This window comes from Cohnella rhizosphaerae, from assembly GCF_029525575.1.
Taxonomy (GTDB): Bacteria; Bacillota; Bacilli; order Paenibacillales; family Paenibacillaceae; genus Cohnella; species Cohnella rhizosphaerae.
This window is the reverse complement of the sequence record NZ_JAPDIA010000003.1, coordinates 1,042,814-1,069,136: the sequence shown is the minus strand read 5'-3', so window position 1 is coordinate 1,069,136 and position 26,323 is coordinate 1,042,814. Positions and strand designations below refer to the sequence as shown.

Below are 26,323 nucleotides of genomic sequence, written 5' to 3'. Positions count from 1 at the left end.
CCTGATCATCCCGAGGGATGACGAGGGCGGCAGGCCGCTTATTTACGGTTCGAGCTTCAGCATGGCGCCCGCCGCTTCAAGACGGTCGCGCCCTGCCGGCGGACAAATCGTCTTCAGATAAGCGTACAGGCTGCGCGTAAGGATACGATCCGGGATCGGCTGGCCGATCTCCTCGATCAGTCTGCCCGCCGCTTCGAGCAGGTCGGATCGGCGATCGGGCTCAAGCGACTCCTCGCCGCTTTGCTCGACGTCGTTTACGAACGCGCGCAGCGCGGCGACGTATTCGCTGTCCACCTCGTTCTTGGCGTCGTCGTCCATGAGCGGCGCGGGACGGCGCTCCGCAAACCCGGCCATCACATCGTCGAGCCGCTCCAGCAAATAACCTCCGACCTGCTCGCCCTCGATATTCCGCCGCTCCAGCAAGCAGGCGTGCATAATCTCGTTCAGCATGCCGCTGAGCAGATGCGCGCCGTCCTGACCGTAAGCGGAAGCGGCTTCGCCGTAGATCGCCACGATATACTGCCGCTTCCACAGGAGCAGCCGGCTTCGCAGCTCGTGCAGCAGCTTCGACTTCTGCTCCTGGCCGATATTGACCTGCGGCTCCTGCATCAGCATCATGAGGAACTCCCAATTGTTCCTGAAATAATCGAATTGCCTGACGAGCTGCAGCCGGAACTGCTCGCGCGGGCCGAGCTGCCGCTCTTCCGGCAGCACGGCGAGCTCCGCCATCATCCGTTCGACGAAGTGCCAGATGACGGCGAGCAGCAGCTCTTCCTTGCCTTTGAAGTAAAAGTAGATCGATCCCTTCGCCATCCCGAGCTCGTCGACGATCTCCTGGATGGACGTCGCGTGGAATCCCTTCCGCGCGAAGCAGCGCATGGCCGCTTCGATGATCTGATGCTTGCGCGCGCTCATGTCCGACCCTCCCTTGCGGAAGAAGCTTGTCTAAGCCTTAAACGCTCGGCTTGGACTTGCGGCTCAGCTTCGCGCGCAGCTTCATCAGCGTCTCGTAAGCGATCGGCACGATCAGCAGCGTGAGCAGCGTGGAGCTGACCAGACCGCCGATGACGGTCACGCCGAGTCCTTTGGAGATGATGCCCGCGCTCTCGAAGCCGAACGCCAGCGGCAGCAGCGCGCCGATCGTGGCGAGCGCGGTCATGAGGATCGGACGCAGACGCGTGCCCGCCGCCTCCAGAATCGCTTCCCGCGTGGAGAGGCCTTCCTGCTCCTTGTGAATGACCCGGTCGATCAGGACGATCGCGTTGGTGACGACGATGCCGATCAGCATCAGCGCGCCCATCAGCGCGGATACGCTGAGCGTCTCGCCGGTCAGCCAGAGCGCGACCAGGCCGCCAATGATGGCGAACGGCAGCGAGAACATGATCGCGAACGGCGCCAAGCCGCCGCCGAACGTCAGCACGAGCACGAGGTAAACGATCGCGATCGCCGCGGCCATGGCCAGGCCGAGCTGCGTGAATGTCTCGTTGATCTGCTCCGTGACGCCGCCATAGCTGACTTCGATGCCTTCCGGCAGCTTCAGCTTATCTACTTGATCTTGCAAATCGGACGATACCTTGGCGACGTTGGAAGCCGTAATATCGGCGCTTACCGTCGCGACGAGACGCCCGTTCTCCCGCGCGATCGAATTCGGTGCCGCCCCTTCCTGGACGTCCACGACATCCTTGATCGGCACCTGAATGCCGAGCGGGGATTGCAGCACGACGTTTTGGATATCCGCGATGCCGCCGTAGGTCGCCGTTTCCTTTTTCACGAAGACGTCGTACTTTTTTGCCGTCCTCTTCAATGCGGGCGAGCGCCTTGGACTGCTGCTGCGGCATGAGCGCCAGCGCGACCTGGCCGGCCGTCAGTCCGTACTGGCTCAGCTTTTGCTGATTCGCCGCGAGCGTATACTGCTCATACGTCTTGGACAAGCTCGTATCGACCTTCTTGAAGTCGCTGTTCTTCTTCATCAGCTCGGCGACCTGATTCGCAGCCGTGCCTACAGCCGTCAGATCGTCGCCGTAAACGCTCATACTGAACGTGCTGCCGCCTACGCCGCCGGAGAAGTCCATCTCCGACCACGTTCCTTCAGGCACAAGCGCCTGCAGGTCTGCGACGAGCTTCTCCTTTTTGTCGGCGAAATGCTTCGTCTCGTTTTTGAACTGCAGGTAGAACAGACCGCTCTTGGATGGTCCGGGCGACAGCGGGTTGCTGCCTCCGATCGAATACTGCATGTTCGTAATGTCCGAATCCTTGAGCAGGGCCTCCTCCGCCTTGAGCGCGCGCGCCTCGACGTCGGACAGCAGCGCACCCGGCTCGGGCGAGTAGGTGATCATCGTGTACTTCTCTTCTTCTTCGGGCAGGAAGCTCGCGCCGATGACCGGGATCAGGAACAAGCTCGCCACCAGGATGACGACCGAGATGACGACCGTGATCACCTTGTGTCGCAGCGCTGCGGCCAAAATGCGCCGGTAGCCCATCGCCATCTTGCCAGGCTTGTCCTCGTGGTCGTGTCCTTTGCCCGGCTTCACGCCGTTCTTGAACAACGTGTGCGCCAGCATCGGCACGACCGTGATCGCCACGAGCAGCGAAGCAAGCAGGGCGAATACGATCGTGAGCGCAAACGGCAGGAACAGCTGTCCGACCATCCCGCTGACGGTGCCGAGCGGCAGGAAGACCGCGATCGTGACGATCGTCGACGACATGATCGGCATGAACATCTCGCGCGTCGCCTCCAGCACGAGTTCCTTGCCTCTCAGCTTCTCGCCTGTCAGCGACATTCGTCTGTATATATTTTCGATGACGACGATCGAGTCGTCCACGACCCGTCCGATGGCGACCGTCATCGCGCCCAGCGTCATGATGTTAAGCGTGATGTCGAACTGCTTGAGCAGCAGCACGCCGATGATGAGCGACAGCGGGATCGACAGGATGGAGATTAAAGTGGTGCGGATATTGCGCAGGAAAAGCAAGATGATGATGACCGCGAACAGCGCGCCGAACAGCGCCTTGTTCAGCATCGTCTCGACCGACTTTTCGATCGGCTTGCCCTGGTCGAGCAGCGTCGTCAGCGACAGATCCGGATGGTCGGCCTTCAGCTCGTCGGCCTTGTCCTTGACGGCGTTGACGACGTCGACCGTGTTGGCATCGTTCGACTTGACGATCTGGATGCCGATCGAGTCCTTGCCGTTCGTGCGCGATACCGATTCGGACTGGGATACGAGTTCTACGCTGGCGAGCTCGCTCAGCTTGACGGTGGGGATGCCCGCCGCGGCGCCGGCTCCGTTGCCTGCGCCTGCCGCGCCATTGCCGGCTGCGCCGCCGGCAGCGCCGTTAGCGCCCGCACCGCCTGCAGCAGCGCCGCCTTGTCCGGCGCCCGAAGCGCCAGCGCCAGCCGAAGCGGGCACCGCCGGAATCGCGAGGTTTTTCAGATCGTCCAGCGTGACGACGCCGCCGTCGACGAGGATCGACTTTTCGGACTTGCCCATGGTGAAAATGCCCAGCGGCACTTCGACCGCGGACGCCTGGATCATCTGCTCGACGGACGCTTCGGTCATGCCGTATTGCGCGAGCTTGGCCTGGTCGAAAGCCAGCTTCACTTCTTTGACCGATTGCCCCGAGATCTGGACGGAGGCCACGCCCGGGATATCCTCGAGCGCAGGCTGCACCACGTCGGTCACGATCTTGGTGAGGTCCTCCAGACTGCCCTCGCCCGAGGCGCTGAGCGACATGACGGGGAACGTATTGATCGAGAACTTGGAGATCGTCGGCGTCTGCGCGCCTTCCGGCAGCGCCGTCGCCGCGATCGCTTCGCGAACGTCGCTCATCGCCTTGTCCATATTCTGGCCGAAGTCGAATTCCAGATTGATGTTGGATACGTTCGACATCGACGTCGACGTTACGTTTTTAACGTTCTCGACGTTTTGCAGACGCTGCTCCAACGGCTCCGTCACCTGCTCGATGACGCCCTGCGGAGCGGCGCCCGGCATAACCGTCGTGACGCTCAAATAAGGAAACGACAGGTTGGGCAGGCTCTCCTGCTTCATGTTCAGACCGGAATACAAACCGGCCACGAGGACGATAATGGTAATCATCCAGACGGCGAATTTGTTTTTTTAGCGAAAATCCGATGACGCTCCTCATGCACTCCGCTCCTTTGATCTTTCTCTTTAACTGCCGCACAAAGCTTGACGTGCCGATCGCAACTCCGGAACCGCACGCTTCTACTGCCATCCTATCGAACGACCGTTCAAATGTCAATTAACGCCAACGAGCAACGTTATCCTTACTTTCTATGCTTGAGAATGGTTCTTCATTAAAACCCATTCGAACGATCGTTCAAGTCGATGGCCGACACCTTTGTATACGCCGCCTTCGGCAAAGCCGTTTCAGATTTAACGTGAATGGGGGCAGATCCGCCCCGCCATGCCGTTCGACAAAAAAACGCGCTTCGCCGGCAGCCGATCGCCGGAAAGCGCGTCCTTTCTTATCTAGCCATTCTTTGTTGTCGTAGTCGCTCTGGCCGATCAAACCGGCATCGCCCTGCCCGTATAATCGACGAACCAGGTTTCCGCAGGCACTTCGGTCGTACCTTCGACAAGGTCGATGATGCCGAGCGCGCTCTCCGCCGGAGACAGCGGCGCCGACTGCCCGCCCATGTCCGTGCGCATCCAGCCGGGGTGTACGGCGAGCGCCCGAATGCCTCTGGGCTTCAGCTCTTCGTTCAACTGCTTCGTGAACATCGACAGCGCGATCTTGGACAGCGCGTACGGATAATCGCCGCCATAAGCCCCCGCGAAACTTCCTGCGTCCGAGGCGACGTGCACGACGATCTCCGCGCCGGACATACTCTCCCGCATGAGCGGCGTCAGATGCTTGGACACGATCAGCGGACCGTAGAGATTCACCTCGAACGTCCGCTTTAGATCGTCCAAGTCCAGCGAGGCGATACCGCCGCTTCGGCCGAGCAGGATGCCCGCGTTGTTCACCAGCGCGTCCAGTACGAACCCTTCGCCGCGAAGCTTGGCGGCGAGCGCCTGCGCCTGCGGCTCGTCCGTCACGTCGAGCGCCTCGATGCGCACCAATCCCGGGTAGCGGTCCGCGAGCCGCGCGAGGCCGTCGCCCGGACTCCCCGCGTCGCGGACGCAAGCCGCCACGACATGGCCTCGTGCGGCGGCGAGCTTGGCGAGCTCGTACCCGAGGCCGCGCGAGGCGCCGGTGATCAGCAGGTTCATCGGTCGTTCTCCAGCAGCTCGACCAGCAGCTTCAGCTCGGACGACGTATCCATATAGGCGTAGCGTCCGCCCGTGTACTCGCCCTTCTGCAGCAGCTTGTGGCCCTGGCGGCCGAGCAGTTCGATTTTCTGCTGCATCCCTTCGATGACGAAGGCGATGTGGTGAAAGCCCTCGCCGTCACGCTCGAGCGACTCCCGCCAGGTGCTCGGGTGCTCGTCGGGTTCGATCAGCTCGAGCTGCAGGGAGCCCATGTCGAAAAAAGCGAGCTTCGCCCGCGCCTGCGAGGGCTGTCCGCCGTATTCGGTGCGCGCGGCCTCGGGCGCGTCCGTCCAGAACCAGGCGGGCTTGTCGATGCCGAAAAAGTCGGCGTAAGCCTGCGAGGTTTTCTCGATGTCGCGGACGACCAGTCCGATCTGCGTAATCGTATTGTTGCCCAGCAAGTTTTTCTCCATGTTCCCTCGCTCCTCCGCTCGCTTGAATTGCTGCTTACTCGCTTGAATTGCCGCTAAATAGGTGCCGCCTAATCTCTGCCCCTACGGCGCTTCCGCTTTATCTCTTCCGCTTTATCTCTTCCGCTAATCATCCGATCGGCCGGCAAGACTCCCGCTTGATGAGCTTGGATCTCGACATATACCGGCTCTCGGTGCCTTCGGTGCCTTCGATACGGCCAATCACGTAGTCCGTCAGACGGCTCATCATCTCGCCGAAGTCGATCGCGACCGTCGTCAAAGCCGGCTTGAACCTCGCGCTCAGCGCATGGTCGTCGAACCCGATGACGGACATGTCTTCGGGCACCGACATCCCGGCCTCCTGCAGGGCGCGGATCCCGCCGAACGCCACGCTGTCGTTGGCCATGATCATCGCCGTAGGCAGTTGCCTCTCCTCTTCAAGCAGCTTGCGCGTCGCCCTGTAGCCGTCCTCTTCATGGAAGGAGCCCGGCCGCACCCATCGCTCCCGCACCTCCAGGCCATGCTCGCGCATCGCGACCAGAAACCCGTTGTACTTGTCGACGCCGGAATAGCGGTTCATGTCGCCGTTCACGATGCCGATCTCGCGATGCCCAAGCTCCGCGAGATATCCGACCGCCAGACGCATGCCATAGGCATTGTCGAAATTGGCGACGATCCGGTTGCCTTCGCTGCGGCCCGGCAGATGCTGGTCCACGACGCCGACCGGGAAGCCGTCCGCGATCAGCGCCTCGATGAACGGCTCTTCGTTGGCCGCGCCGATGAAGACGCCGCCGTCCACGCGCCGCTGGTAGAAGGCGTCCTTGACGCCCCGCACGCTGTCCGCATCCGACGTATCGCGGATAATATAGGTCAGCACGTAATAGCCGCGCGAAGAAGCATGCTCGACGACGCTCGCGAGCAGCAGGTTCGTCAGCATATCGCCCGAGACGCGGCCGGCTTCGATGACGAACAGGCCGATCGTGCGCGTCCCTTTGCCCGCGAGCACCTGCGCCGACAGATTCGGCACGTAATGGTAGGCGTCGATGACCTCCATGACCTTTCTGCGCGTCTCGGGGGGGCACGTTGGCATAATTGTTGATGACGCGGCTGACCGTGCTTCGGGACACGCCCGCTAGCCTGGCGATCTCGACCGAATTGATTTCCGTTTTTTTCATGTATAGCCATCCTTCAAGAACGTCAATCCAAAGGGGTGTAAACGCGTGTTCACAATGCTATTCTACTGAATCCGCTTGTCGCGGTCAATCCCCTGCTTGACGTCTTCACATTGACAATCTGCATTGCCTTCATGTATTATAATATATTAGACAAGTGTTTACCCTCTGATTTTTCCTCTCCATTGGGGTCGAACCCCTCTGCGTTCCCCACATCATTCCTTTTTACCAAGGCTGCTGGAAGGACACGAATTCAAGACTGGCGCGGTCATCGGAGCCGCAAGAACGACTGAGAGGCAGGGCTTTCGTTGCTTTCGTGCATATGATTTATCAGGAAGAATTGCGCGGTTTCGCTTGTAGGTGTAGGTGTATGGCAAGTTCAATTGCATCGCATTAAAAAATCAGACCCCCCGCAGGGTACCCTGCGGGGGTCGTCCAATTGGGCAGGCGTCCGTCCGCGCGCGAACGCGGACAGACGCCTTCAGCAGATTTAACCGACGATCATGTGCATTTCGGCGCCGGCTTCCCCCTTCGGGCAGCGGATTCTTCGGCTTGGAGAGCAGCACGCCGAGCACCAGGCCGACGACGGCGACGCCCGTCAGCACGAGGAAGGTGAAGCCGAACGCGTCCGCGTAGGTATGAAGGTCGGGCGCCTGCAGCTGTTTGTCGACCATGATATCCTTCATCCGCGCCGCGGACAGCGTCGTGAGGCCGGCTACCGCGAACGACATCATGACCTGCTGCGCGGCGTTCGTGAGCGAGGTCACGCGGCCGACGAGATTTTGCGGAGCGGATTGAATCAGGTACGTGTTGAGCGGCATCATGAACAATCCCATTCCTGCGCCGAGCAAGGCCAGCGGCAGGATAATCGAACTCACGCCGGCGTCTGCGGAAATGCCGGACAGCAGGAAGGCGGATGCCGTCGTGACGATCATGCCTGCAAGCACGAGCGGGCGGGCGCCGAACTTGTCGCTCAGCTTGCCGCCGATCGGCATCATGATCGCGGAGGCGAGCGCCTGCGGAATCATGATCAAGCCGGTCTCGAACGCCGTGTAGCCCTTCGCCTGCTGCAGGAACAGCGGGACGAGGAACATCGTGCCGAACAGGGCGATCTGCGAAACCCATTGAACGATAATGCCGCGGGTGAACGTGCTGGAGCGGAATACGCGCAGCTCGAGCAGCGGATCGCGGCGCCTCAGCTCGACGACGATGAACAGGATGAGCGCGACGACGCCGATCCCGATGCCGGTCAGCGTCGTAGCCGCCGTCCAGTTGTTGCCCGTCGCGACCGTCTTGCCGCCCTCCGACACGCCGTAGACGAGCGCTGCGAAGGCGATCGGCGCGAGGATGATGCCGAGCATGTCGAGCGAAGCGACGGACTGGCGGTCCATCTTCGGCAGCGTGCGAATGCCGAGCAGGATACCGATGACGCCGATCGGCAGGTTCAACAGGAAGATCCATTCCCAGCTTGCGTAATCGACGAGCCAGCCGGCGATGACCGGGCCGAGCGCGGGCGCGAGCAGGATCGGGATGCCGAGCATGCCCATGACTTGACCGACCTTGCCCGGAGGCGACAGTCTGTAGATGAAGGCCATGGCGATCGGGCTGACGACGCCCCCCGCCGAGACCTTGAAGGATGCGGAACGCGATGAGCATCTCGACCGAATTGGACAGCGCGCACAAGATCGATCCGATCGTGAACAAGCCGATCGCGATCAGGAACACCCGCTTGGCGCCGAAGCGGTCCGACAGCCAGCCCGCGAGCGGGATGACGGCAGCCTGGGCCAGCGCGTAGCCCGTGACCGTCCATTGGACGAGGGACAGGCTGTTCTGTTTGAACTCGACCATCAGCTGGGGCAGGGCGACATTCACGGCCGTCCCGTCCAGGATGACCATAAATATGCCGACGATGATGGCGATCAGCGGCGCGAATACATCCCGGATGGATGTCGGCTGACCTTGCGATGCAGCATTGGCTTGCATTTTAGCGCTCCACTCTCCCTTTGAATTGCCGTTCGCCCCCGCGCCTCTCTTCGACCCATCGCGCCGTTGACCGCCGAGAGGCTTCAACGTTACAATAGATTCACTTAAGGCTGTAAAGGACGACGGCTTCACCAAGCGGACAATTGTCCGCTTTTAAATGCCATGTTACCGGACAATTGTCCGTTTGTCAACGCGAAGTTCTATTCATTCTGGAAGGAGCGTCCCTCGATGATCAAGCCACGCAAGCGCAGCGACGCCGCCGAGAATTGCCGCCTGATCCTGCAGGCCGCGAAGAAGCTGTTCGCGGAGCAGGGCGTTCAGACGGTCAGCATGCATCAGATCGCCAAGACGGCCGGGGTCGGCCAGGGCACGCTCTACCGCTGTTACGCCCACAAGGGCGACCTGTGCGCCGCGATCGCCGAGCAAGTCGGCATGGAAAAGATCAAAGAGCTGGAAGCTTTTCTGCTGACGAACAAGCATCTGCCTGCCGGCGAGCGGATCGGCGGCGTGCTCCATTACATTATTCAGTTTATCGACGAAAAAGTTCAGCTTCTGCTGCCGATTCATACGGTCCATGACTGCGAGGACGAGTCCGCTTACTTCCGCTCGCCGATGTATCGTCTGATTTGGGATAAGCTGACGGGCTTGTACGCGGAGCTGGAGCCCGATTACGATGCCGGCGCGGCAGCAGCGCAAAAGGCGGGGCAGGAGTCGCCTGGCGCCAGCTCGGCGAATGCAGGCTCCGAGCGACGCGACGCGGCCTGGAAGCGCGCCAACGCCAAGGCGCATATTCTGCTGAGCTCCCTTCATCCCGGCGGCATCATTCACATGCGCGAGAGCATGGGACTGACCCAGGAGCAAGTCACGCAATATTACTGCGAGCTGTTCGCCCGGTAGATCGCAATGCGAACATCGTGAACCTCCGAGTCGCGACCGGGGCACGACCCCGCCCGCAAAAAAAGGGAGCAGGTTGCCTCGGCAACCCGCTCCCTTCGCCTATTCGCCCAAATTCACTTTTTTTGATTCGATCAAGCGGGACCTTGGGCTCCCTCGTCTCAGTCAATAAACCGTTGACCTCCTGCTGAACGTCAGTCACCTGCGTGTAACAATAGCCGCAAATATATTCCGTATCCTGGATAGCTTTGGTGATATGATAAAACCGCTCTAAGAAAGCCTCCTCGGAATCGACCTGGTTGCCGTAGCCCCAGCCCTCTTCGGTCTTGAAGGCGATCCCGCCATACTCGCTGACGATAATCGGCTGGCCTCGATATTCGTATCCCTGCGCCATCGCATACTTCCGATTCCAATGCGATATTTCGTTGCTCGTGATCGCTTCTTTGTTTTCTTTGCCGGCGTAGCGCTTGCGGAACAGTTCGCCCGACTCTTCGTAATCGTGCAAAGTTATAATATCCGAGACCGTGTGCTCCCATCCGTCGTTTACGACGACAGGCCGATAGGGATCGATCGTCTTGGTCAAGTAATAGATCGCTTCCGTAAATTGCTGCTGCTTCCGGTCGACGCCTACTTGAGCGATTCCCCACGATTCGTTAAAAGGAACCCAGGTCACGATGCATGGATGATTGTACTGCTGCCGGACGATATCCATCCATTCCCTGGTGAATCTGTCTATCGCGCGATCGTTGAATTCATAGGCGGCGGCCATCTCGGACCATACCAGCACCCCTTTGACATCGCACCAATACAGAAACCGCGGGTCCTCGATCTTCTGATGCTTTCTCACGCCGTTGTAGCCCATCGCCAAGATTTTGTCGATATCCTCGATGATCGCTTCCTCGGAGGGCGGCGTCAGGTGACTTTCCGGCCAATAGCCCTGATCCAGAATCAACCGCTGATAGATCGGCGCGTTGTTCAGAAGCACCGTGCCCTTTTGAATCGACACCTTGCGAAGTCCGAAGTACGAGTGAACCACGTCCACGACGATATTCGATTTGCTCAAAATGAATTCCACTTCGTAGAGCTTCGGATTTTCCGGACTCCAGGTCTCTACCCTCCATTCAAGCGCATCGCAGATCAATTCGACGCTGGCCGACAATTGCGTGCGGTCTACCGCCAGTTTTATTTCCTTTATCGCCTCCCCCGTCCATGCTGATCTTCGCGGTCAAATGGAGATCGCCGTGCGCGGCTGCATCCGCTACCTGATAGTCGAAGCGAACGGCGTTCGTATCCAGCTCGGGCGTTATTTTCACCGCCTTCAGATGCTGCGGATTGACGTACTCCAACCATACCGTCTGCCAGATGCCCGTCGTCTGTACGTACCAGCAGAGAAAGTTGCTGTCCCTCCAGCGTTGCTTCCCTCTGGGTTGCGTGCAATCGTGGCTGTCTTCCACCTTTACGACAAGAAGATGCTCGCCATCCCCGTCATTCAGGTGTGGCGTCACGTCGAAGGAAAAAGCGGTATAGCCGCCTTCATGGCGACCGACGAACTGGCCGTTAAGCCATACCTTTGCCACGTAATCCGCCGCTTGAAAATGCAAAATGACGCGCTTGCCGCGAAACTCGTCCGGAACGACAAAGTTCCGTTTGTACCAAATATTCGGATGCAGTTCAGCTTCCCCGATACCGCTTGCTTTCGTTTCGTATACGAACGGCACCTGGATTTTCAGCTCTCCTGAAAAGGACTCGAACCATCGCTCCCGCTCTCCGACATTGTCGTCGTCAAAGCGAAAGTCCCACTCCCCGTTCAAGTTCTGCCAGTCTTCCCGAACGAATTGCGGCCTGGGATAATCTTTCCTGTAACTTTTTAAACCCATGTAATCATCGTTCCTTTGCGTAGGATGTCCCTTTATTTGGCGAAGGTATGCTTGACTGCCTCAAGATAGCCGTAACCGTACAGGTCGTCGGGTTGAAGATAACTAGTCTCCGTCCATTCGTTCCAGCTGTTGATGGTCATCAACGGATATTGACCCGGATGCTCGTCGATATATCGCTTGGCTCGTTGAAGCGCTTTTTGCACGCTCTCCGGCGTGTTCTTCCTCACGATGCCGGGACGAAACGTTTGAAATCTCGGATTGTTGTCCCAGCCGATTGAAATATGCGGGAAATAGGGAATGTCATAGGTTCGGTCGATGCGCTCCCATTCCCGGACGACATCCTCCATAATCTCGTCGTAGTCTCTATCGATATCGGTAAAATGCACGAACTGATAGTGTGACAAGCTGTCAAACCCGAGCAGTGCGGCCAGCTCGCTTGTCGTGGCCTCCTTGCCGCCGTCGACGCCGCTAAGGTTGTAATTCAATTCGCTCCACAGGGTCAATTGAAGATGCAGTCCCGGAAGCCCTTCCTCGACCGCCCTGCCGCGGAACCATTCCAGCGCTTCTTTGGTTGCGTCCGCTCCTCCCAGGCCTTTCATCAAATTAGCCAGATCGTAAATCATGAATACCGGCTTGCCGTCGATGGTGTAGTAGGAAGGGTGCTTGAAGTATTCGGCGATCAATCGGTCGGCGATTCGCTCGAACTCGGACCGATCCACCGCGGCATTCCAAATGACCGTATCCTCCATATTAGAAAGCCGGATATCCCAAGTATGATTGACATCGTGATTGGCCCACATCAGATAAAATTTAACCCTGTCGTTATTTCGCGCCTTTAAGTATCCGTCGTTTAAACACTGCTCCAGAAAAGGCCGCTTGTCGTACCAGTACCAGTCGTATATAAATACGTTGACGCCGTGGTCCGCCGCTGCGTTAATTTGCATCTCCATCACGTAGGGATCCGCTTCGTTGACATATCCCCATAGCGGCTTCCTCGGCCAATTGTGTTCGGGAAATTTCTTCACCGCATTTTTGACGGACTGCCACTCGCCGATTCCTTCCGGCCAAAACATCCGGGTTCGGGGTTCGTCCCCCCGTATAAGCCGGCCACACATACGCGGCCACATCATAGTTATTTCTGCTCTTCATCAGAAGCCCTCCTGCCGTCCGTATATACGATACGCCCCGGGAACTACCCCTTGACGCTTCCGAGCACGATGCCTTTCATAAAATAACGTTGTAAAAACGGATAAACGACCAATATGGGCGCTGCGGCAATAAAGATCTGCGCGGACTTGAGCGTACGGTCGGATATTTGCGACAGCTGCTTCAGCTCCTCTTGGGAAGCCGTCGTAAATAAGGACATATCCCGGTTGACGATGATCGTCTGCAAGTAGGTCTGCAACGGATAATGCTCGGGAGAGGACATCAGAATCAACCCGTCAAACCAGGAATTCCAGTGGCCTACGCATGTGAACAGCACAAGCGTCGCGATCGCCGGGGTCGACAGCGGCAAGTATACCTTCCATAGGATCGTCCAATGTCCGGCGCCGTCCATCCAGGCCGATTCGCTGATTTCCTTGGGCAGCTGACGAAAAAAGTTTAGTAAAATAATGACATTGAATACCGGAAGGGCACCGGGCAGCACAAGCGCCCAGAGCGAATCGATCAGCCCCGTCTGCTTGATCGTCATATACCAGGGAATCAAACCGCCGCTGAATATGATCGTAATGAAAAAATACCAGGAAAAAGCGTTCCGCCCCATCAGCTCCCCTTTTTCTTTGGAGAGCGGATAGGCGGCAAGGACGGTAAGCAGCATATTGATCCCGAGGCCCAGTCCGACACGCTCCAATGTACGAAGGAAGGCATCCAGAAACTGGGGCTTGGCAAGCGCATATTGGTAGGAGTAGAGATTAAAACCGACCGGCCAAATGCCGACCTCCCCCCGAAGAGGCCGCCGTGCTCGAGCTAAAGGAGATCGCCAGTACGTGTACGATCGGAAAAATGCACAAGAGCGAGATCGCAATGAGGACGACGTAGTTGATCGCATCGAACCAATTGCCTTTGGCTGCTCCGAGATTCATTGACCATGCCTCCTCAAAATACGCGGTAGCCTGCGTATTTCACGGCAAGCCTGTATCCGACGGCTATAAAAATGAACGACACGACCGATTTGAATAACCCAACGGCGGTCGCTACGCCGTATTGGCTGTTCTGAAGTCCGATTCGATACACAAACGTGTCGAGAATATCGCCTGTGCGGTAGACGACAGGACTATATAAATTGAACACTTGCTCGAACCCGGCGTTCAAAACGTTGCCCAGGCTAAGCGTCGCCATAAGCACGATAATCGGCATGATGCCCGGAATCGTGATATGGAACACTTGACGCCATCGGTTGGCGCCGTCCATCGTCGCCGCTTCGTATAGCGCGGGATTAATGGACGTGATGGCTGCCAAGTAAATAATCGTGCCGTAGCCGAATTCCTTCCACACATCCGAAATAACAAGCACGTAAGGAAATGCGGTTTCATTCGACAAAAAAAAACACGGGATTCAAGCCTACGCTTTTAAGGATGGCATTTACGATACCGGTGCTTGGCGACAAAATATCGATCAATATGCCGGATAGGATCACCCAGGACAAGAAGTGCGGAATATAGATGATCGTCTGGACGACGCGCTTAATGCGTTGGCGACGCAGCAAATCCAGCAAAATCGCGAATGCGACCGGTACGATCAAGCCGAGCACGATTTTCATAAAGGCGATGAATACCGTATTCCATACCACCTGCAAGGTATCCGGCATGGCAAATACGTATTCAAAGTTATCCAGCCCGACGAATTTCGACTGAAAAAAACCTTTAGTGGGGTTGTAGTTTTGAAAGGCGATAACGATACCGATCATCGGATAGTAGGAGAACACGGCCACAAGTACGATACAAGGCAGCAGCATCAGATGCATGGGGTACTGATTTCGAAGTTTTTTAACGATGGAGAGTCCTTTTGAACCGTTCATGCCGTTCACTTCCTTACGGTTTCTGGATCGTATGAAAGGAGAGGGAGCGCATGCGGGACACGCGCTCGCCTCGGCCGTTTTCTTATTTGTTCGCGTTCACTTCTTTGGTGATGTCGTCTCCGCCCAGCTTCCTCCACTTCTCCGTGAAGCGATCGAACTCGTCGATCGGCGCCGCCCCCATGATGATCTTCGTGAACGTCTCGCTCCGCATCTGGTTAAGCGTGGCCCCCTTCTGCGTCATCGATTCCGTATCCGCTTTGATATAGCCGTTCTGCTGGAACAACTTGTTCGTATCGTAATAATCGATGACGCTGAATGCGCTATGGTCCGGACCGGACCATGAATAAGCGCTCCACAGCTTGTTGTCTCCCGCCTGGTACTTCTGTATTTGCTCGACATTGTCCTTGACCCAATAATTGTCCTTTGCCGACTGATCGTTATCCGTAAAGAACTTCTTCACATTCTGATGGATAAATAAGTTTTGCTTCGGATAGAAGCTGATCATCGGAGATAGCTGGAACAATTGATCCGGCTTGGTGTCCTGCTCGCCGTTCACGCCATGGAAGGCCGGATCGAAGTCCGGGCTGATGGCAGGGTCTTTTTTTGTAATAGTAGTTGTACAGCTTGATGGCCGCTTCCGGATGCGCCATGTTTTTGTTAATGACGTAATAGGTCGTTGCCGATCCGTTAATGAGCGGCTTAGCCGGTTGTTCATCGGCGGAGACGATCGGATAGGCTTGCCAATCTGCTTTCGGATCTTTATTTTTGGCATCCTGGAGCGGGTAGAACGGCACCCAGTGCTGACCGAACATCATGCCGACTTTGCCGGCTATGAGCGATTCCGCGACCTTCGCCCCGTCCTTGACCGAAAATTCATTGTCGATATATCCGCTCTTGTACATGTCCGCCAGTTTTGCCAATGCGGTTTTCATTTGCGGCTGAACGGCGCCATAGACCAATTGGCCGGAGCCGTCGTCCACCCATCCGTTCACATATGCGTGATAGCCCTCAAAGAAGCCGTCGAGATCGGCAAGCCCGGTCCCGATCAAATCTTTGGTTAACGCCAAACCGGTCGTATCGTTTTTGCCATTCTGATCCGGATCGTTTTTCGTGAACGCTTCCGCGATTTTGAATACGTCCTCCATCGTCTTGGGCGCCTGGAGATTCAGATTTTTCAACCAATCGGCGCGCAGCCAGATCATATGCGCGCCGTCAATCGAGCCATTGATGGAGGGAAGACCCATCAGCTTGCCGTTGACCGTCGCCTGATCCAGCCCGACATGGTTGTCTTCGTCCATCATTTTCTTCGTGAAGTCCGAAGCGTATTGATCGAACAGCTCGGTGATGTCCAGCGCCACGCCGGAATCGACCAGCAGCTTGAACTGTCTCGAGTTCACCGGGATGATGTCCGGCAGATCGTTCGAAGAGATCGCCACATTGAGCTTCTGCTCCATTTGCGCGCCGGGAACCGACCACAGGTATTTGATTTTGATGCCAAGCTCGCTCTCGTATCCGCGCGTCCAAATGTTATCGGTAAGAACGGAGTTTTTGATTGAAATCGCTTTCTGTGCAATGTCGTTTATACCCATGATGGTAGATACCGTGACGGGCTGCTCGTACTTGCCGAGCGGATCGGCGGCGGCGCCTGCGTCTCCCGAGCCTGTAGAGGCAGCGCTCTCCGAGCCCGTCGAACCCGCTCCGCTAGCTGCCGAGTTGCCGTCGTTTCCGCTGCAAGCAGTCAAAGCCAGCAATAGCGCTGTCATGGACAAGGCAACGACGATTCTATTCCGTTTTGCGTCTTTCATGCGAACTCCCCTTTGTCGATCACAAGATTAACAGAGGCCTTCTGTAAGGTTAATTATAGTGAGGAATAAAGCGCTTTCCTATCCTCATCTCTTTACTCCGCCCATTCAGTTGTTTACCTGCGAAGGAGATCTCTGTATTCTTGCGGGGCCAAGCCCGTCAGCTTCTTGAAGGAACGAGCGAAGTTTGAAGCGGAGCCATATCCGAGCGAATTAGCGATGTCGTTGATGCGGTTGTCGGGATCGGCCAGCAGCAGCCTGGCCCGGTCCAGGCGTACGCTCTGGATGAACTCGGACAGGTTGAGTCCGGCTTGTTGTTTGAAAAAGCGGGATAGATACGTGGGATTGAACTGAACGAGATCCGCAAGCCTCACAAGAGAAATATCCTCATGGAGATGGGATTCGACGTACGCTTGAACTTTGGCGACGATATCCTGCGACCGGGTGTCCTGCTTGTCGGTACGAAGCATCTCCGTATCTGCGCCCAATCGGTGATCCATAAGAAGGGCGAGCGATTGATAAGCTTCCGCCATCCGCTCCCATTCCAAAGTCTCGGTGCGGACCGCAAACGAAACCGTTCGTCCGATCGTTTCCTTTGCCGCCCTTTGGATCGTTTCGAGGGTCTCTCGGATGAACAGTCCGATTTGCGCTTCCCGGTGGCCGGACCATGCGCCGCTGTCGCCTCCGCCGGCATTCTTGGCCTGCAGAAGCCATACCATCAGATTTGAATCCGAAGCGGTCATGACGCCCTCCACCAGCGGCGCAAAAAATTGCGCTGCGATAAGTCGGATCGTCTCTTCGGAAGCCTTCCTGTCTCGATATCCCGACGGGACGGACGGGAATGGCTGGTCAAAACGACAAACGGTCATCCACACCGGCTTAAACGGGTCGAGAGGCATGCCGAGCCTCGACAGCTCTTCGGCAAATTCGGGTCCCGCCTCCGTCTCTCCGCACAATGCGGCTGTCAGCAAGTCATGCAGCATCCTCTCGTTGAGCACGTGAAGCTTCTGTTCCGCTTCGGCGATCAGCGCCTCTGCCCGAAGCGATTGCTCTATCTCCGCGATCGTCTGCTCCACGGCTTCGATGATCTTGTCGTACCCTTCCGTCTTCAGAATATATCGGGCTGCGCCGTACTCCATGGCGCGGTGCGCATAGTCGAACTCCTTGTAGCCGGTTAAGAAGATCACGCGACAGGATGGCCAACTGCTTTTAACATGATGAAGCAATCCGATCCCGTCCATGCCGGGCATTCGAATGTCCGAAATGATAAGGTCGACTTTCATTCGGCCCAATAATTCAAGCGCTCCCTTGCCGGAATAAGCGCGATGCACATCCATTTCCCATTTGCCCAGCTCTTTGAACTCTTCGTACAAGCCGTCCACGATGATCGGCTCGTCATCGACGATCAGCAACGTATACATGAGGATCCCCCCTGTCGATTCAGATGGTAGCCAACCGAATGGAGACGATGACGCCGAACGCGCCGCTTGCAACGCTTAGCCCGCTCTCGTTGCCCATCAGCAGCCTGATACGCCGGTGTATGTTGATCAAGCCCGTGACTTCCGCCGCCTCGTTGGATTGGATATCGAATTGGAACTGACGAAGCGTCTCGTCGGTCATAGGCGCTCCGTTGTTCGCCACTTCAATGAGCAATCCGTCCTTTTCCGGAAGGAATCTGACGCTAAGCAGACCGTTCTCTTCAAGATCCTCCAGACCATGCTCGAAAGCGTTCTCAAGAACCGGCTGTAAAATCAATCTTGGCACCGCTATGTTCCGATAGACCGGCGGAAGTTCGTCAAATTCCACCCTGATTCGATTGGAGAAGCGCATCGCCTGTATGTCGCAGTAGGTCCGTGCATGGACGACTTCCTGCGCCAGCGTCACCTCGTCCGAAGCATTGCGGGTTACGAATTGAAAATACTCCCCCTAGCTGAAGTTGAAATTTCATTAATTGCTCGTATTCGCCTCTTCGGGTCATCGTGTACAGGATAAAAAAGCTGTTATATAGAAAATGCGGGTTGATTTGGGCTTGAAGCTGCTTCAGCTCCGCTCGCTGCACCATGATGGTCTGCTTGTAATTCTGGTCGATCAGCGATCGCAATCGTCCGAGCATCGAATTGAATCTGTCGTAGAGAACGCCGAATTCATCTTCGTATCGATGGCCGATCGTAAAGTCCATCTCTCCCTTTTCAAGGCGCCTAAACCCTCTGATCAGCGTATGCAGCGGCATCCTGATAAAACGAAGAATCGCCAGCGAGAAAACGATAATGATCAATACGACGGCCATGGACAAAAGCCCGAACGTGAATTTGTATTTCCCCAGCCCGGCAAACAGAGCGCTTTCCGGAATATAGCTGACGAGTGTAAGTCCCAGATACGACGAAGTCCGGTAAATATAAAGATAGCGCTCCTGATTCATGGCGATCGAGCCTTTGCCGTTGTCGGAATGGCCCACCAGGGAGCGGATACGTTCCTGGGTCGGCGTCGCTTCGTTGCCTGAAATCGATAACTGCTTGCTGGCATCCATAAGAAACGAACCGCTATCCGCGTTGAGATTGAATTGACGCAAGGATTCCTTGAGCTGAGGCACGGACAGCTTGATCTGCACGGCATACAGCGGCTTAAGGCTCTTCTTCACGGCGTTCGGAGGAAAAAATGCGTTAAGCACCAGTTGCCCTTCGTTATAAATGAGCTGGGAAGGCGTCGAATTGTCGGACCATATCATTCGGCCCAAATCCGAATCCCGCAATTCCCCTATGCTGCCTTCCGCCGGGATCGTCCGCCCTATGGAGGGAATATAAGCAACGACGTTTTCGATGTAATTGCTGCCGTTCTTAATCGCGCTCAGCCTCTGCTGCAAATTGTTCAAATAATAACCGCGCTCGTAATTGTCCATATACTGAACGCTATTGGCCAGTCGGTTGATATCGTCGTTGTACAACGTCTCGGACTGTACGAACTTCAACCGCTGCGTCTCTTGCTCGAGCTTGTCCATATAGTAGGTCATCTGCGCCGCTTTAGAATTGAGAATCTCCCGTTTAATCGCGCTGACGCCCCAATTGTACATGCCGATGCCGATCCCGTACAGCGGCGCCATGATGATCAGAAAAGTAAGGACAAGCCGCATAAATATAGATCTTCGCCAAAAGCCGAATAGCTTCAAGGTCTCTCCTCCTTCGCGCAAAAAGCTGCATAACCGCCGTCATGCGGAAATGCAGCTTTTTTTATAACCTCATGCCGCAGCGTACGCTTAAGAGCTGAGCGTCGTGCTCTTGGAGCGCCTTGAGACGGACAATTCGCCGGCGAACCAGCGCTCGGCCAGCACGACCACCGGCAGCGCCAGCTCGACGAGCATGATCGCGGCGGCCAGGTCCAGCACGACGTGCTGCTTGATGAACTGCGTCGACAGGATGATCAGCCCGGAGCCGATGCCGACCAGCGTCAGGCTGCGTCGAGTCTTGAAGCTGCTGCCGGCGAGGATGCGGAAGACCATATAGCTGGAGAAGCAATGGATGCTCGGAAAGCAGTTAAAAGGTTGATCACGGTTATAAATGTAGGCCACCAGCCGCGTGAACGGGTCGCTGCCGCTTAGTTGCGGCCGCGGCACGGTCGTTTGAAAAACGCTGTAAACCAAATAACAAAGGAGCGCGCACAACGTGTACGTAATGACCCCGCGGTAGAACGTCCGCACGTCCTTGACGAAGAAGTACAGCAAGCATACATAGATGAACACGATCCACACCGAATACGGCAGCGCAAACCACTTGATAAAAGGAACGGCGCGGTCGAGCGGCGTCACGAGATTCCACACGCGCCCGTCCACCCGATTCACCGCCGCATACATCATCCCGAGTACCGGGAAAACCAGCATCGCAAGCAGCGGTGCGAATCGCTTGGCGTACGCCTTTATATTTCTATTCAAATTCGTTCCCCCTCCCCCCGATCCGCTACTTGCGCTCCGGCAGGGAACGCACGTACCCGTCGGACATGCTGAGCAGCTTCATCGCATTGTCGTAGTTCGCGCGGCTGTCGCCGCCAGGCGTCTCTCCGCCGTCCTTGAAGCCGAGCGTGCGCCCGTCCTCGAAGCCCGTTCCGGAGATGAACATGCCGCTGTCGTCGATATAGGAGCCCGTCGGCAAATAATAGCGCTCCGGCAGCAGATTGCCGGTTGAATTGAGCAAATCTTGGCCAAAATGAAGATGATCGGACATCGACAGGCCGGCCAGATTCGCGATCGTCGGAAAAATATCCGATTGACCGCCGAGCGTGCCGATCGTACGGTGCTCTGCCGCTCCTGCGGGGAGCTTGATCAGCAGCGGGATATTGAGCATGTCGGTCAACGCGTAGTCCCGGCCGAGCAGCTCCTTCATGAGCTTCTTCTCGCCGGAAGTGAGCGAGTAGATCGGCAGACCCTGATGATCGCCGTACAGCACGACCGTCGTGTCGTCCCACAGCCCGCGCGCCTTCAGATCGGCGATCAGCCCGCCGAGGGCGAAGTCCGCGTAATTCTGCGCGCGGATATAATCGCCGACCAGCGTGCCCTTGAAGCGGTCCGGCAGCTCCATCTTGTACTTGCGCGACGGAATCTTGTACGGATGGTGGCCGGACATGGAGATCAGCTGCGCGTAGAAAGGTTTGCCGCCCGCCGCCATCTCCGCCAGCTTTTCCGCGGACTTGGCGTACAGCACTTCGTCGGAAGCGCCGAACATGACCGTATCCTCGTCGCCGAACAGCTTTTTATCGTAATACGTCTGCCAGCCTAGCGCCGGATACAGCTCCGTGCGGTTCCAGAACACGGCGTCGTTCGTATGGAACGTCGCGGTGTCGTACCCGTTAGAGCCGAACAAGCGGGGCATGCCCGGCAGCTCCTTGCCCGCGTACTCCTGCGAAGCCGCGCCATGGCTCGGCACGAACATCGACGTGTTCACGACGAACTCCGCGTCCGCCGTGTTGCCCTGCCCGACCTGCTGGTAGAATCGGTCGAAGTAAAGGCTGTCGCCGACGAGCGCATTCAGGTTGGGCGTGACGACCTGACCGTCCACGGACTTGCCGATCAGGAAGTTCTGCAGCGCCTCCATCTGGACGACGAGCACGTTTTTGCCGCTGGCCTTGCCCCAATAGAGCGGCGTGCCGGGCGGCGGCGTATAGCCTTTAAGCTGGTCGATCTGCGCCTGCGTGATGCCGGAGACGTCGACGGGCCGGTCCTTGGAAGGCGCGAACGCGGCGTAGACCTCGTAGTTGACGATGCCCATTTTCTCCGCCTGCACGACCTCGTTCATGCTATGCCGGTACGGCCAGACGGTAAAGATGCAAGCGGCCAGCGACAGCACGCCGATGACGGACAGCACGCTGCGCCGTTCGCGGATCTTGAGTCCGCGTCCCCAGGCGCAGAACGGCTTGCTCAGACACAGCAGGAGCAGCAGTACGACGAAATCGGTGTAGATAAGCAAGAAGTAAGGATGCAGCAGCGAGAAAACGCTCCCCCTTGACCTCCGTGACCTGGTTCACCTGCTGCAGCGCATGGTAGGTGACGATGACGCCGAAATATTTATAATACATAATCACGGCAAAATAGACCGACGTCAAAACGCCGTTCGCCGTTAAATACAAGCCGAGCTTGCGCCTGGGCGCGAGCAGCTCGATCAGGCAGAAGACGACCCATACGGACGGCAGGCCCGTCGCGAGCGGCAAGCCACAGACGCCATCCCTCGAAAATGACGTACCCCGCCAGGTACATTTTCAGAATCATCAAGAGGGAGAACAACACAAACGGCTTCGTGAGCCAAAACCGTACTCGCTGCCATGCCATCATAAACGCAAGACCATCCCTCTGTTTAATCTATCCCGTACGCCAAAAAACGCCGGCCGAATGTAAATTGCAAGTATACGCAGCCCCAATCAACTTCATCATTATAGTCCTTTGCCGCCTTCAAATAAAGCGATGCATGCAATTGCCAGCCGATGCCGGATTCGGGCCTGCCGCACGCTTCGCGCACGGGAAAAATAAGCTATAATGTGGACATACGAAAGGAAGTGAGCGAGCGTGGCCATTCGATATACGAGACCGTACGACGAGATTCTGGATGAGCTGTCCGAGGCATTGGCGACCATCCCGGACTGCTACGATACGTTCGAGATGGAGGCGCAGGATTGGGCGGAGCTGACCCAGGCGGAAAAGGACGTGTGCATCCGCACGCTGGCCGACGACCTCTTCTACGTGCTAGGCGCGGAGAAGTCGGCGAGCGCGGGCTCGGGCAGCGTCGAATACGACAAGACGCATCATGTCATCAAGGTCGTCTCGACGCCGCAGCTCGTTCATATCGTGGGTCTCAGGGAAAAAGCCTGATTCAGCGAACGCTGAAGCCCTCCGTCCGAACCGGGCGCGAAGGGCTTTTTGATTTTGTCCGCGGCAGGCGGTCCGTCTAAAAGCGTTCGGGCCTGTGGTATAATGAAATATTACCATTCGCGCGCGCAGACGCGGGGAAGGAAGCTTACGCATGATTCATCATCCGTCCCTCCAGCAGATCAAGCTGCTGTGCGGGCAAACCGCTTACGAGCGCGGCATGAAGCTGGATAAGGCGGGCAAGGCGATGGCCGCCGACGAGCAGAAGGACGAACGCCGGTACGACGCGTACGTGTGGGGCGCCGAAGGGCGCAGAAGCGTGCGCATCGATCTCGGCGATTCCGGCATCGTCGACGCCAGGTGCGATTGCTCGGCCGCGCACTCGCAATATTACTGCGAGCATATCGCGGCGGCGCTCATCCACCTCCACGAAGAGCGGGCGCCCGAGCCGGCGGAACGTGAGCTGCCCGCGATGCCCGCGGCCAGACGGGAAGCGCTGATCCCGACCCGCGACCTTCTTTTCACCAAAGGTCTCATCTCGCTGTTCGACGGCTCCGTCGGGGCGACCGACGCGAGCGAAGAGGTCGGGACCGAAGCCGGGGAGATCGTCCCGCTCGACGTCGAATTCATCTGCAAGTCGGTGACCGAAAATACCCGCTCGCCGCTGCTCGCGATCGAGATGAAGGTCGGACCGAAGCGGCTGTACGTCGTGCCCAGGCTCAAGGAGTTTCTCGAACGGATCGAGCTCGGGCAGTCGTACGCGTTCGCCAAGCACTTCGTCTACGATCCCGCCGTCCACGCCTTCAAGCCGGAGGATCGCGCGATCGTCGACAAGCTCATCGTCGTCTCCCGCAGCGAGGCCGCCTATCGCGACGCCTTCCGCGCGGCTCCGGGCGGCTCGGCCTTCGCGATGGAGCGGCTGCTCATCCTGCCGCCGCTCGCCTGGGAGGACCTGCTGCCGCTGTTCGCGCGCGCGAACGTTCTTTTCGAGTACGGCATGCGCACCGCCGAAGCCGTCGTCGTCACCGATGACCCGCTCCCCCCTCGTTTTCGAGCTGGACAGCGCCGAGGATCTCGAAGGCTACCGGCTCGACATCCGGGGCCTCGAGAAGGTCGTCATTCTCGAAAACTACGGTTTCGTGCTCGCTGACGGAACGCTTCACCGCACGGGCGACGCTACGATCCGGCGGCTGGAGGAGCTCAAGCGGATGTTCGCCTACAAACCGTCCAAGCAAGCGTTGATCGCGCCCGCGCAGATGGAATCGTTCCTCGACCGCGTCGTCCCTTCCCCTCAAGCGAATCGGACGGGTCGACATCGCGCAGCCGATCGCGGACCGGATCGTCAGCCCGCCGCTCGCGGCACGGCTCGACCTCGACTGGCTGAACGGCAGGCTGCTCGCCCGGCTCACCTACCGTTACGGCGACAAAGAGATCAACGCGCTGCAGGCGGACAGCCCGCTGCGCCGCGATGCCATCGACAGCGACGCCATCCTCGTTCGCGACGTCGACGCCGAGCAGCGGATCATGGCCTTGATCGAGCGCGCCTCGTTCAAGTACAACGGCAGCGAGCTGTATCTTGAGGAAGAGGAGCTCATCTACCGCTTCCAGTACCGGCTGCTGCCCGAGCTGGAGCGGCTCGTCCAGGTGAGCGCGACAGCGCCGATGCGGCGGCTTCTCCAGGACTTGCCCCCCCGCGCCGCGCATGACGATCGACTACGACGCGCATGCCTCCTGGCTCGAGGTGCGCTTCGACGTCGAGGGCATCGACGACGAGGAGATCCGCGACATCTTGCGCAACCTGGTCGAAAAGAAGCCCTATTACCGCCTGTCCGGCGGCGGCCTGCTGTCGCTCGAGGACGGCAGCTATGCCGAGATCTCCCGGCTGATGGACGAGATGGGCATCCGCAAATCCGAGATCAAGGGCGCCCGGCTCGATCTGGCGGCCGTGCGCGGCCTGCCGCTCATGGACGCGGACGTTCGCGGCGGCAGCGTCAGGCTCACGCGTGCGCTGCGCGAGCTGCTCGACAACATGCGCAATCCCGACAATCTCGATTTTCCGATTCCCGAAGGCCTGACCGCCACGCTCCGCGACTATCAGAAGTATGGCTATCAATGGATGCGCACGCTCGCGCACTACCGGTTCGGCGGCGTGCTCGCGGACGACATGGGCCTCGGCAAGACGCTTCAGGCCATTTCCTTCATCGCAGCTGTCGTGGGGGGAAATTCGCGCCTCCGGCCGTCCCGCGCTCATCGTGTCGCCAGCTTCGCTCATCTTCAACTGGAAGCACGAGCTGTCCCGCTTCGCGCCCGATCTTCGCGTCCGGATGGCCGCCGGCGACAAGCAGGAGCGCCTGGACACGCTTACCGGGATGGAGGACGCCGACGTCGTGATCACCTCCTACCCGCTGCTGCGCCGCGATATGGAGCTGTACGGGGCGCTCAAGTTTTACTGTCTCTTCCTGGACGAAGCCCAGGCGATCAAAAACCATGCGACCCAGACCGCGCAGGCCGTGGGACGCATCCAGGCGGGCATTCGCTTCGCGCTCACCGGCACGCCGATCGAGAACTCGCTCGACGAGCTGTGGTCGCTGTACGACGCCGTCTTCCCCGAGCTGTTCGGCAGCCGGCGGGAGTTCGCCGCGCTCTCCCGCGAGCTCGTCGCGAAGCGCGTGCGGCCCTTCCTGCTGCGCCGGATGAAGCGCGACGTGCTGAAGGAGCTGCCCGACAAGATCGAGACGCTGCAGCATTCGGAGCTGACCGACGATCAGAAGAAGCTGTACGTCGCCTATCTCTCGAGGCTCCAGACCGAGACGCTGCAGCAGCTTGAGCACGACGGCTTCCAGAAGAGCCGGATGCGCATTCTGGCCGGGCTCACGCGACTCCGCCAGCTGTGCTGCCACCCGGCGCTGTTCGTCGAAGGCTACGAAGGCAGCTCCGGCAAGCTCGACCAGCTGCTCGAGATCGTCGGAGACGCGCTGGACGCGGGGAAGCGGATCCTGCTGTTTTCCCAGTTCACGTCCATGCTCGCCATCATTCGCGAGGAGCTGTCGCTGCGCGGGGTGCCCTACTTCTATCTGGACGGCCAGACGCCGGCGGCGGAACGGCTGGAGCTGTGCACCCGGTTCAACGAAGGCGAAAACGACATCTTCCTGATCTCGCTGCGCGCCGGCGGCACGGGCCTTAATCTGACCGGCGCCGACACGGTCATCCTTTACGACCTCTGGTGGAACCCGGCGGTCGAGCAGCAGGCCGCGGACCGGGCGCACCGGATCGGGCAGAAAAACGTCGTGCAGGTCATCAAACTCGTCGCCGAAGGCACGATCGAGGAAAAGATGGTCGAGCTGCAGCAGCGCAAGCGCGACCTCATCGCCGAGGTCATCCAGCCGGGCGAAGAGAGCCTCTCCGCCATGACCGAGGACGAGATTCGCGAGCTGCTCAATATTTAATCCAATATTTGTTGTCCCGTATTGATTGCAAATTAAAAGTTCGGGGTATAAAATTCATGAAATATTCGTCGGTCATACCGACGTAGTACATATCATCCTACTAA

General features: G+C 58.0%; 16 protein-coding genes and 7 pseudogenes. 3 read left to right on the top strand and 20 right to left on the bottom strand.

Annotation, left to right across the window (positions count from 1 at the left end):
• Positions 1–42: 42 nt before the first annotated feature.
• The 8 genes and pseudogenes from OMP40_RS10450 to OMP40_RS39990 form a co-directional block, all read right to left on the bottom strand.
• Positions 43–915, bottom strand: coding sequence for a TetR/AcrR family transcriptional regulator (locus OMP40_RS10450; protein WP_277531174.1), 873 nt, complete (start codon positions 913–915; stop codon positions 43–45).
• Positions 916–952: 37 nt separating this feature from the next.
• Positions 953–4,143 (bottom strand): annotated as a pseudogene (locus OMP40_RS10445) (efflux RND transporter permease subunit).
• Positions 4,144–4,526: 383 nt separating this feature from the next.
• Positions 4,527–5,234, bottom strand: coding sequence for an SDR family oxidoreductase (locus tag OMP40_RS10440; protein ID WP_277531172.1), 708 nt, complete (start codon positions 5,232–5,234; stop codon positions 4,527–4,529).
• Positions 5,231–5,686, bottom strand: coding sequence for a VOC family protein (locus OMP40_RS10435; RefSeq protein ID WP_277531170.1), 456 nt, complete (start codon positions 5,684–5,686; stop codon positions 5,231–5,233). The genes OMP40_RS10440 and OMP40_RS10435 overlap by 4 nt, the downstream gene beginning before the upstream one ends.
• A 127-nt stretch (positions 5,687–5,813) precedes the next feature.
• Positions 5,814–6,737 (bottom strand): LacI family DNA-binding transcriptional regulator, encoded by a 924-nt coding sequence (locus OMP40_RS10430; RefSeq protein ID WP_277531169.1) that lies wholly within the window; start codon positions 6,735–6,737, stop codon positions 5,814–5,816.
• A gap of 55 nt (positions 6,738–6,792) precedes the next feature.
• Positions 6,793–6,858, bottom strand: a pseudogene (locus tag OMP40_RS10425) (hypothetical protein); the annotation flags it as partial.
• A gap of 398 nt (positions 6,859–7,256) precedes the next feature.
• On the bottom strand, positions 7,257–8,450 hold the full coding sequence (locus OMP40_RS10420) for a DHA2 family efflux MFS transporter permease subunit (protein WP_338131092.1): 1,194 nt from the start codon (positions 8,448–8,450) through the stop codon (positions 7,257–7,259).
• 79 nt (positions 8,451–8,529) lie between these two features.
• Positions 8,530–8,751, bottom strand: a pseudogene (locus OMP40_RS39990) (MFS transporter); the annotation flags it as partial.
• A 315-nt stretch (positions 8,752–9,066) separates the two neighbouring features.
• Here OMP40_RS39990 and OMP40_RS10415 point away from each other — a divergent pair.
• Positions 9,067–9,735, top strand: a complete 669-nt coding sequence (locus OMP40_RS10415) for a TetR/AcrR family transcriptional regulator (RefSeq protein WP_277531167.1) — start codon at positions 9,067–9,069, stop codon at positions 9,733–9,735.
• 121 nt (positions 9,736–9,856) lie between these two features.
• Here the strand turns inward: OMP40_RS10415 and OMP40_RS10410 are convergent.
• From OMP40_RS10410 to OMP40_RS39985, 12 genes and pseudogenes are all read right to left on the bottom strand, one after another.
• Positions 9,857–11,609: pseudogene (locus tag OMP40_RS10410) on the bottom strand (glycoside hydrolase family 2 protein); the annotation flags it as partial.
• Between the two features lie 32 nt (positions 11,610–11,641).
• Positions 11,642–12,682 (bottom strand): glycosyltransferase WbsX family protein, encoded by a 1,041-nt coding sequence (locus OMP40_RS10405; protein WP_277531165.1) that lies wholly within the window; start codon positions 12,680–12,682, stop codon positions 11,642–11,644.
• Between the two features lie 119 nt (positions 12,683–12,801).
• A pseudogene (locus OMP40_RS10400) lies at positions 12,802–13,693 on the bottom strand (carbohydrate ABC transporter permease).
• Between the two features lie 13 nt (positions 13,694–13,706).
• Positions 13,707–14,628: pseudogene (locus OMP40_RS10395) on the bottom strand (ABC transporter permease).
• Between the two features lie 82 nt (positions 14,629–14,710).
• A complete protein-coding gene (locus tag OMP40_RS10390) occupies positions 14,711–15,088 on the bottom strand; it encodes a type 2 periplasmic-binding domain-containing protein (protein WP_277531163.1) in 378 nt (125 codons plus the stop codon).
• Positions 15,066–16,433, bottom strand: coding sequence for an extracellular solute-binding protein (locus OMP40_RS10385; RefSeq protein WP_277531162.1), 1,368 nt, complete (start codon positions 16,431–16,433; stop codon positions 15,066–15,068). The genes OMP40_RS10390 and OMP40_RS10385 overlap by 23 nt, the downstream gene beginning before the upstream one ends.
• A 113-nt stretch (positions 16,434–16,546) precedes the next feature.
• On the bottom strand, positions 16,547–17,851 hold the full coding sequence (locus tag OMP40_RS10380) for a response regulator (protein ID WP_277531161.1): 1,305 nt from the start codon (positions 17,849–17,851) through the stop codon (positions 16,547–16,549).
• Between the two features lie 19 nt (positions 17,852–17,870).
• Complete coding sequence (locus OMP40_RS10375) at positions 17,871–18,185, bottom strand: sensor histidine kinase (protein WP_277531160.1); 315 nt, start codon at positions 18,183–18,185, stop codon at positions 17,871–17,873.
• A gap of 40 nt (positions 18,186–18,225) precedes the next feature.
• Positions 18,226–19,593: a sensor histidine kinase gene (locus OMP40_RS10370; protein ID WP_277531158.1), complete on the bottom strand. Its 1,368-nt coding sequence runs from the start codon at positions 19,591–19,593 to the stop codon at positions 18,226–18,228.
• An 87-nt stretch (positions 19,594–19,680) separates the two neighbouring features.
• Positions 19,681–20,352 carry a phosphatase PAP2 family protein gene (locus OMP40_RS10365; protein ID WP_277531156.1) on the bottom strand — a complete coding sequence of 224 codons (672 nt, stop codon included), beginning with the start codon at positions 20,350–20,352 and terminating at the stop codon, positions 19,681–19,683.
• A gap of 25 nt (positions 20,353–20,377) precedes the next feature.
• Entirely contained in the window at positions 20,378–21,778 is a 1,401-nt protein-coding gene (locus OMP40_RS10360) for an LTA synthase family protein (protein ID WP_338131091.1), read from the bottom strand.
• On the bottom strand, positions 21,711–22,121 hold the full coding sequence (locus tag OMP40_RS39985) for a hypothetical protein (RefSeq protein ID WP_338131090.1): 411 nt from the start codon (positions 22,119–22,121) through the stop codon (positions 21,711–21,713). The genes OMP40_RS10360 and OMP40_RS39985 overlap by 68 nt, the downstream gene beginning before the upstream one ends.
• Before the next feature lie 352 nt (positions 22,122–22,473).
• On the opposite strand from OMP40_RS39985, the gene OMP40_RS10355 reads away from it, so the two are divergent.
• Both OMP40_RS10355 and OMP40_RS43075 read left to right on the top strand, forming a co-directional pair.
• Positions 22,474–22,776, top strand: coding sequence for a hypothetical protein (locus OMP40_RS10355; protein ID WP_277531154.1), 303 nt, complete (start codon positions 22,474–22,476; stop codon positions 22,774–22,776).
• A gap of 151 nt (positions 22,777–22,927) precedes the next feature.
• A pseudogene (locus OMP40_RS43075) lies at positions 22,928–26,219 on the top strand (DEAD/DEAH box helicase).
• The last annotated feature ends 104 nt before the right edge of the window (positions 26,220–26,323 follow it).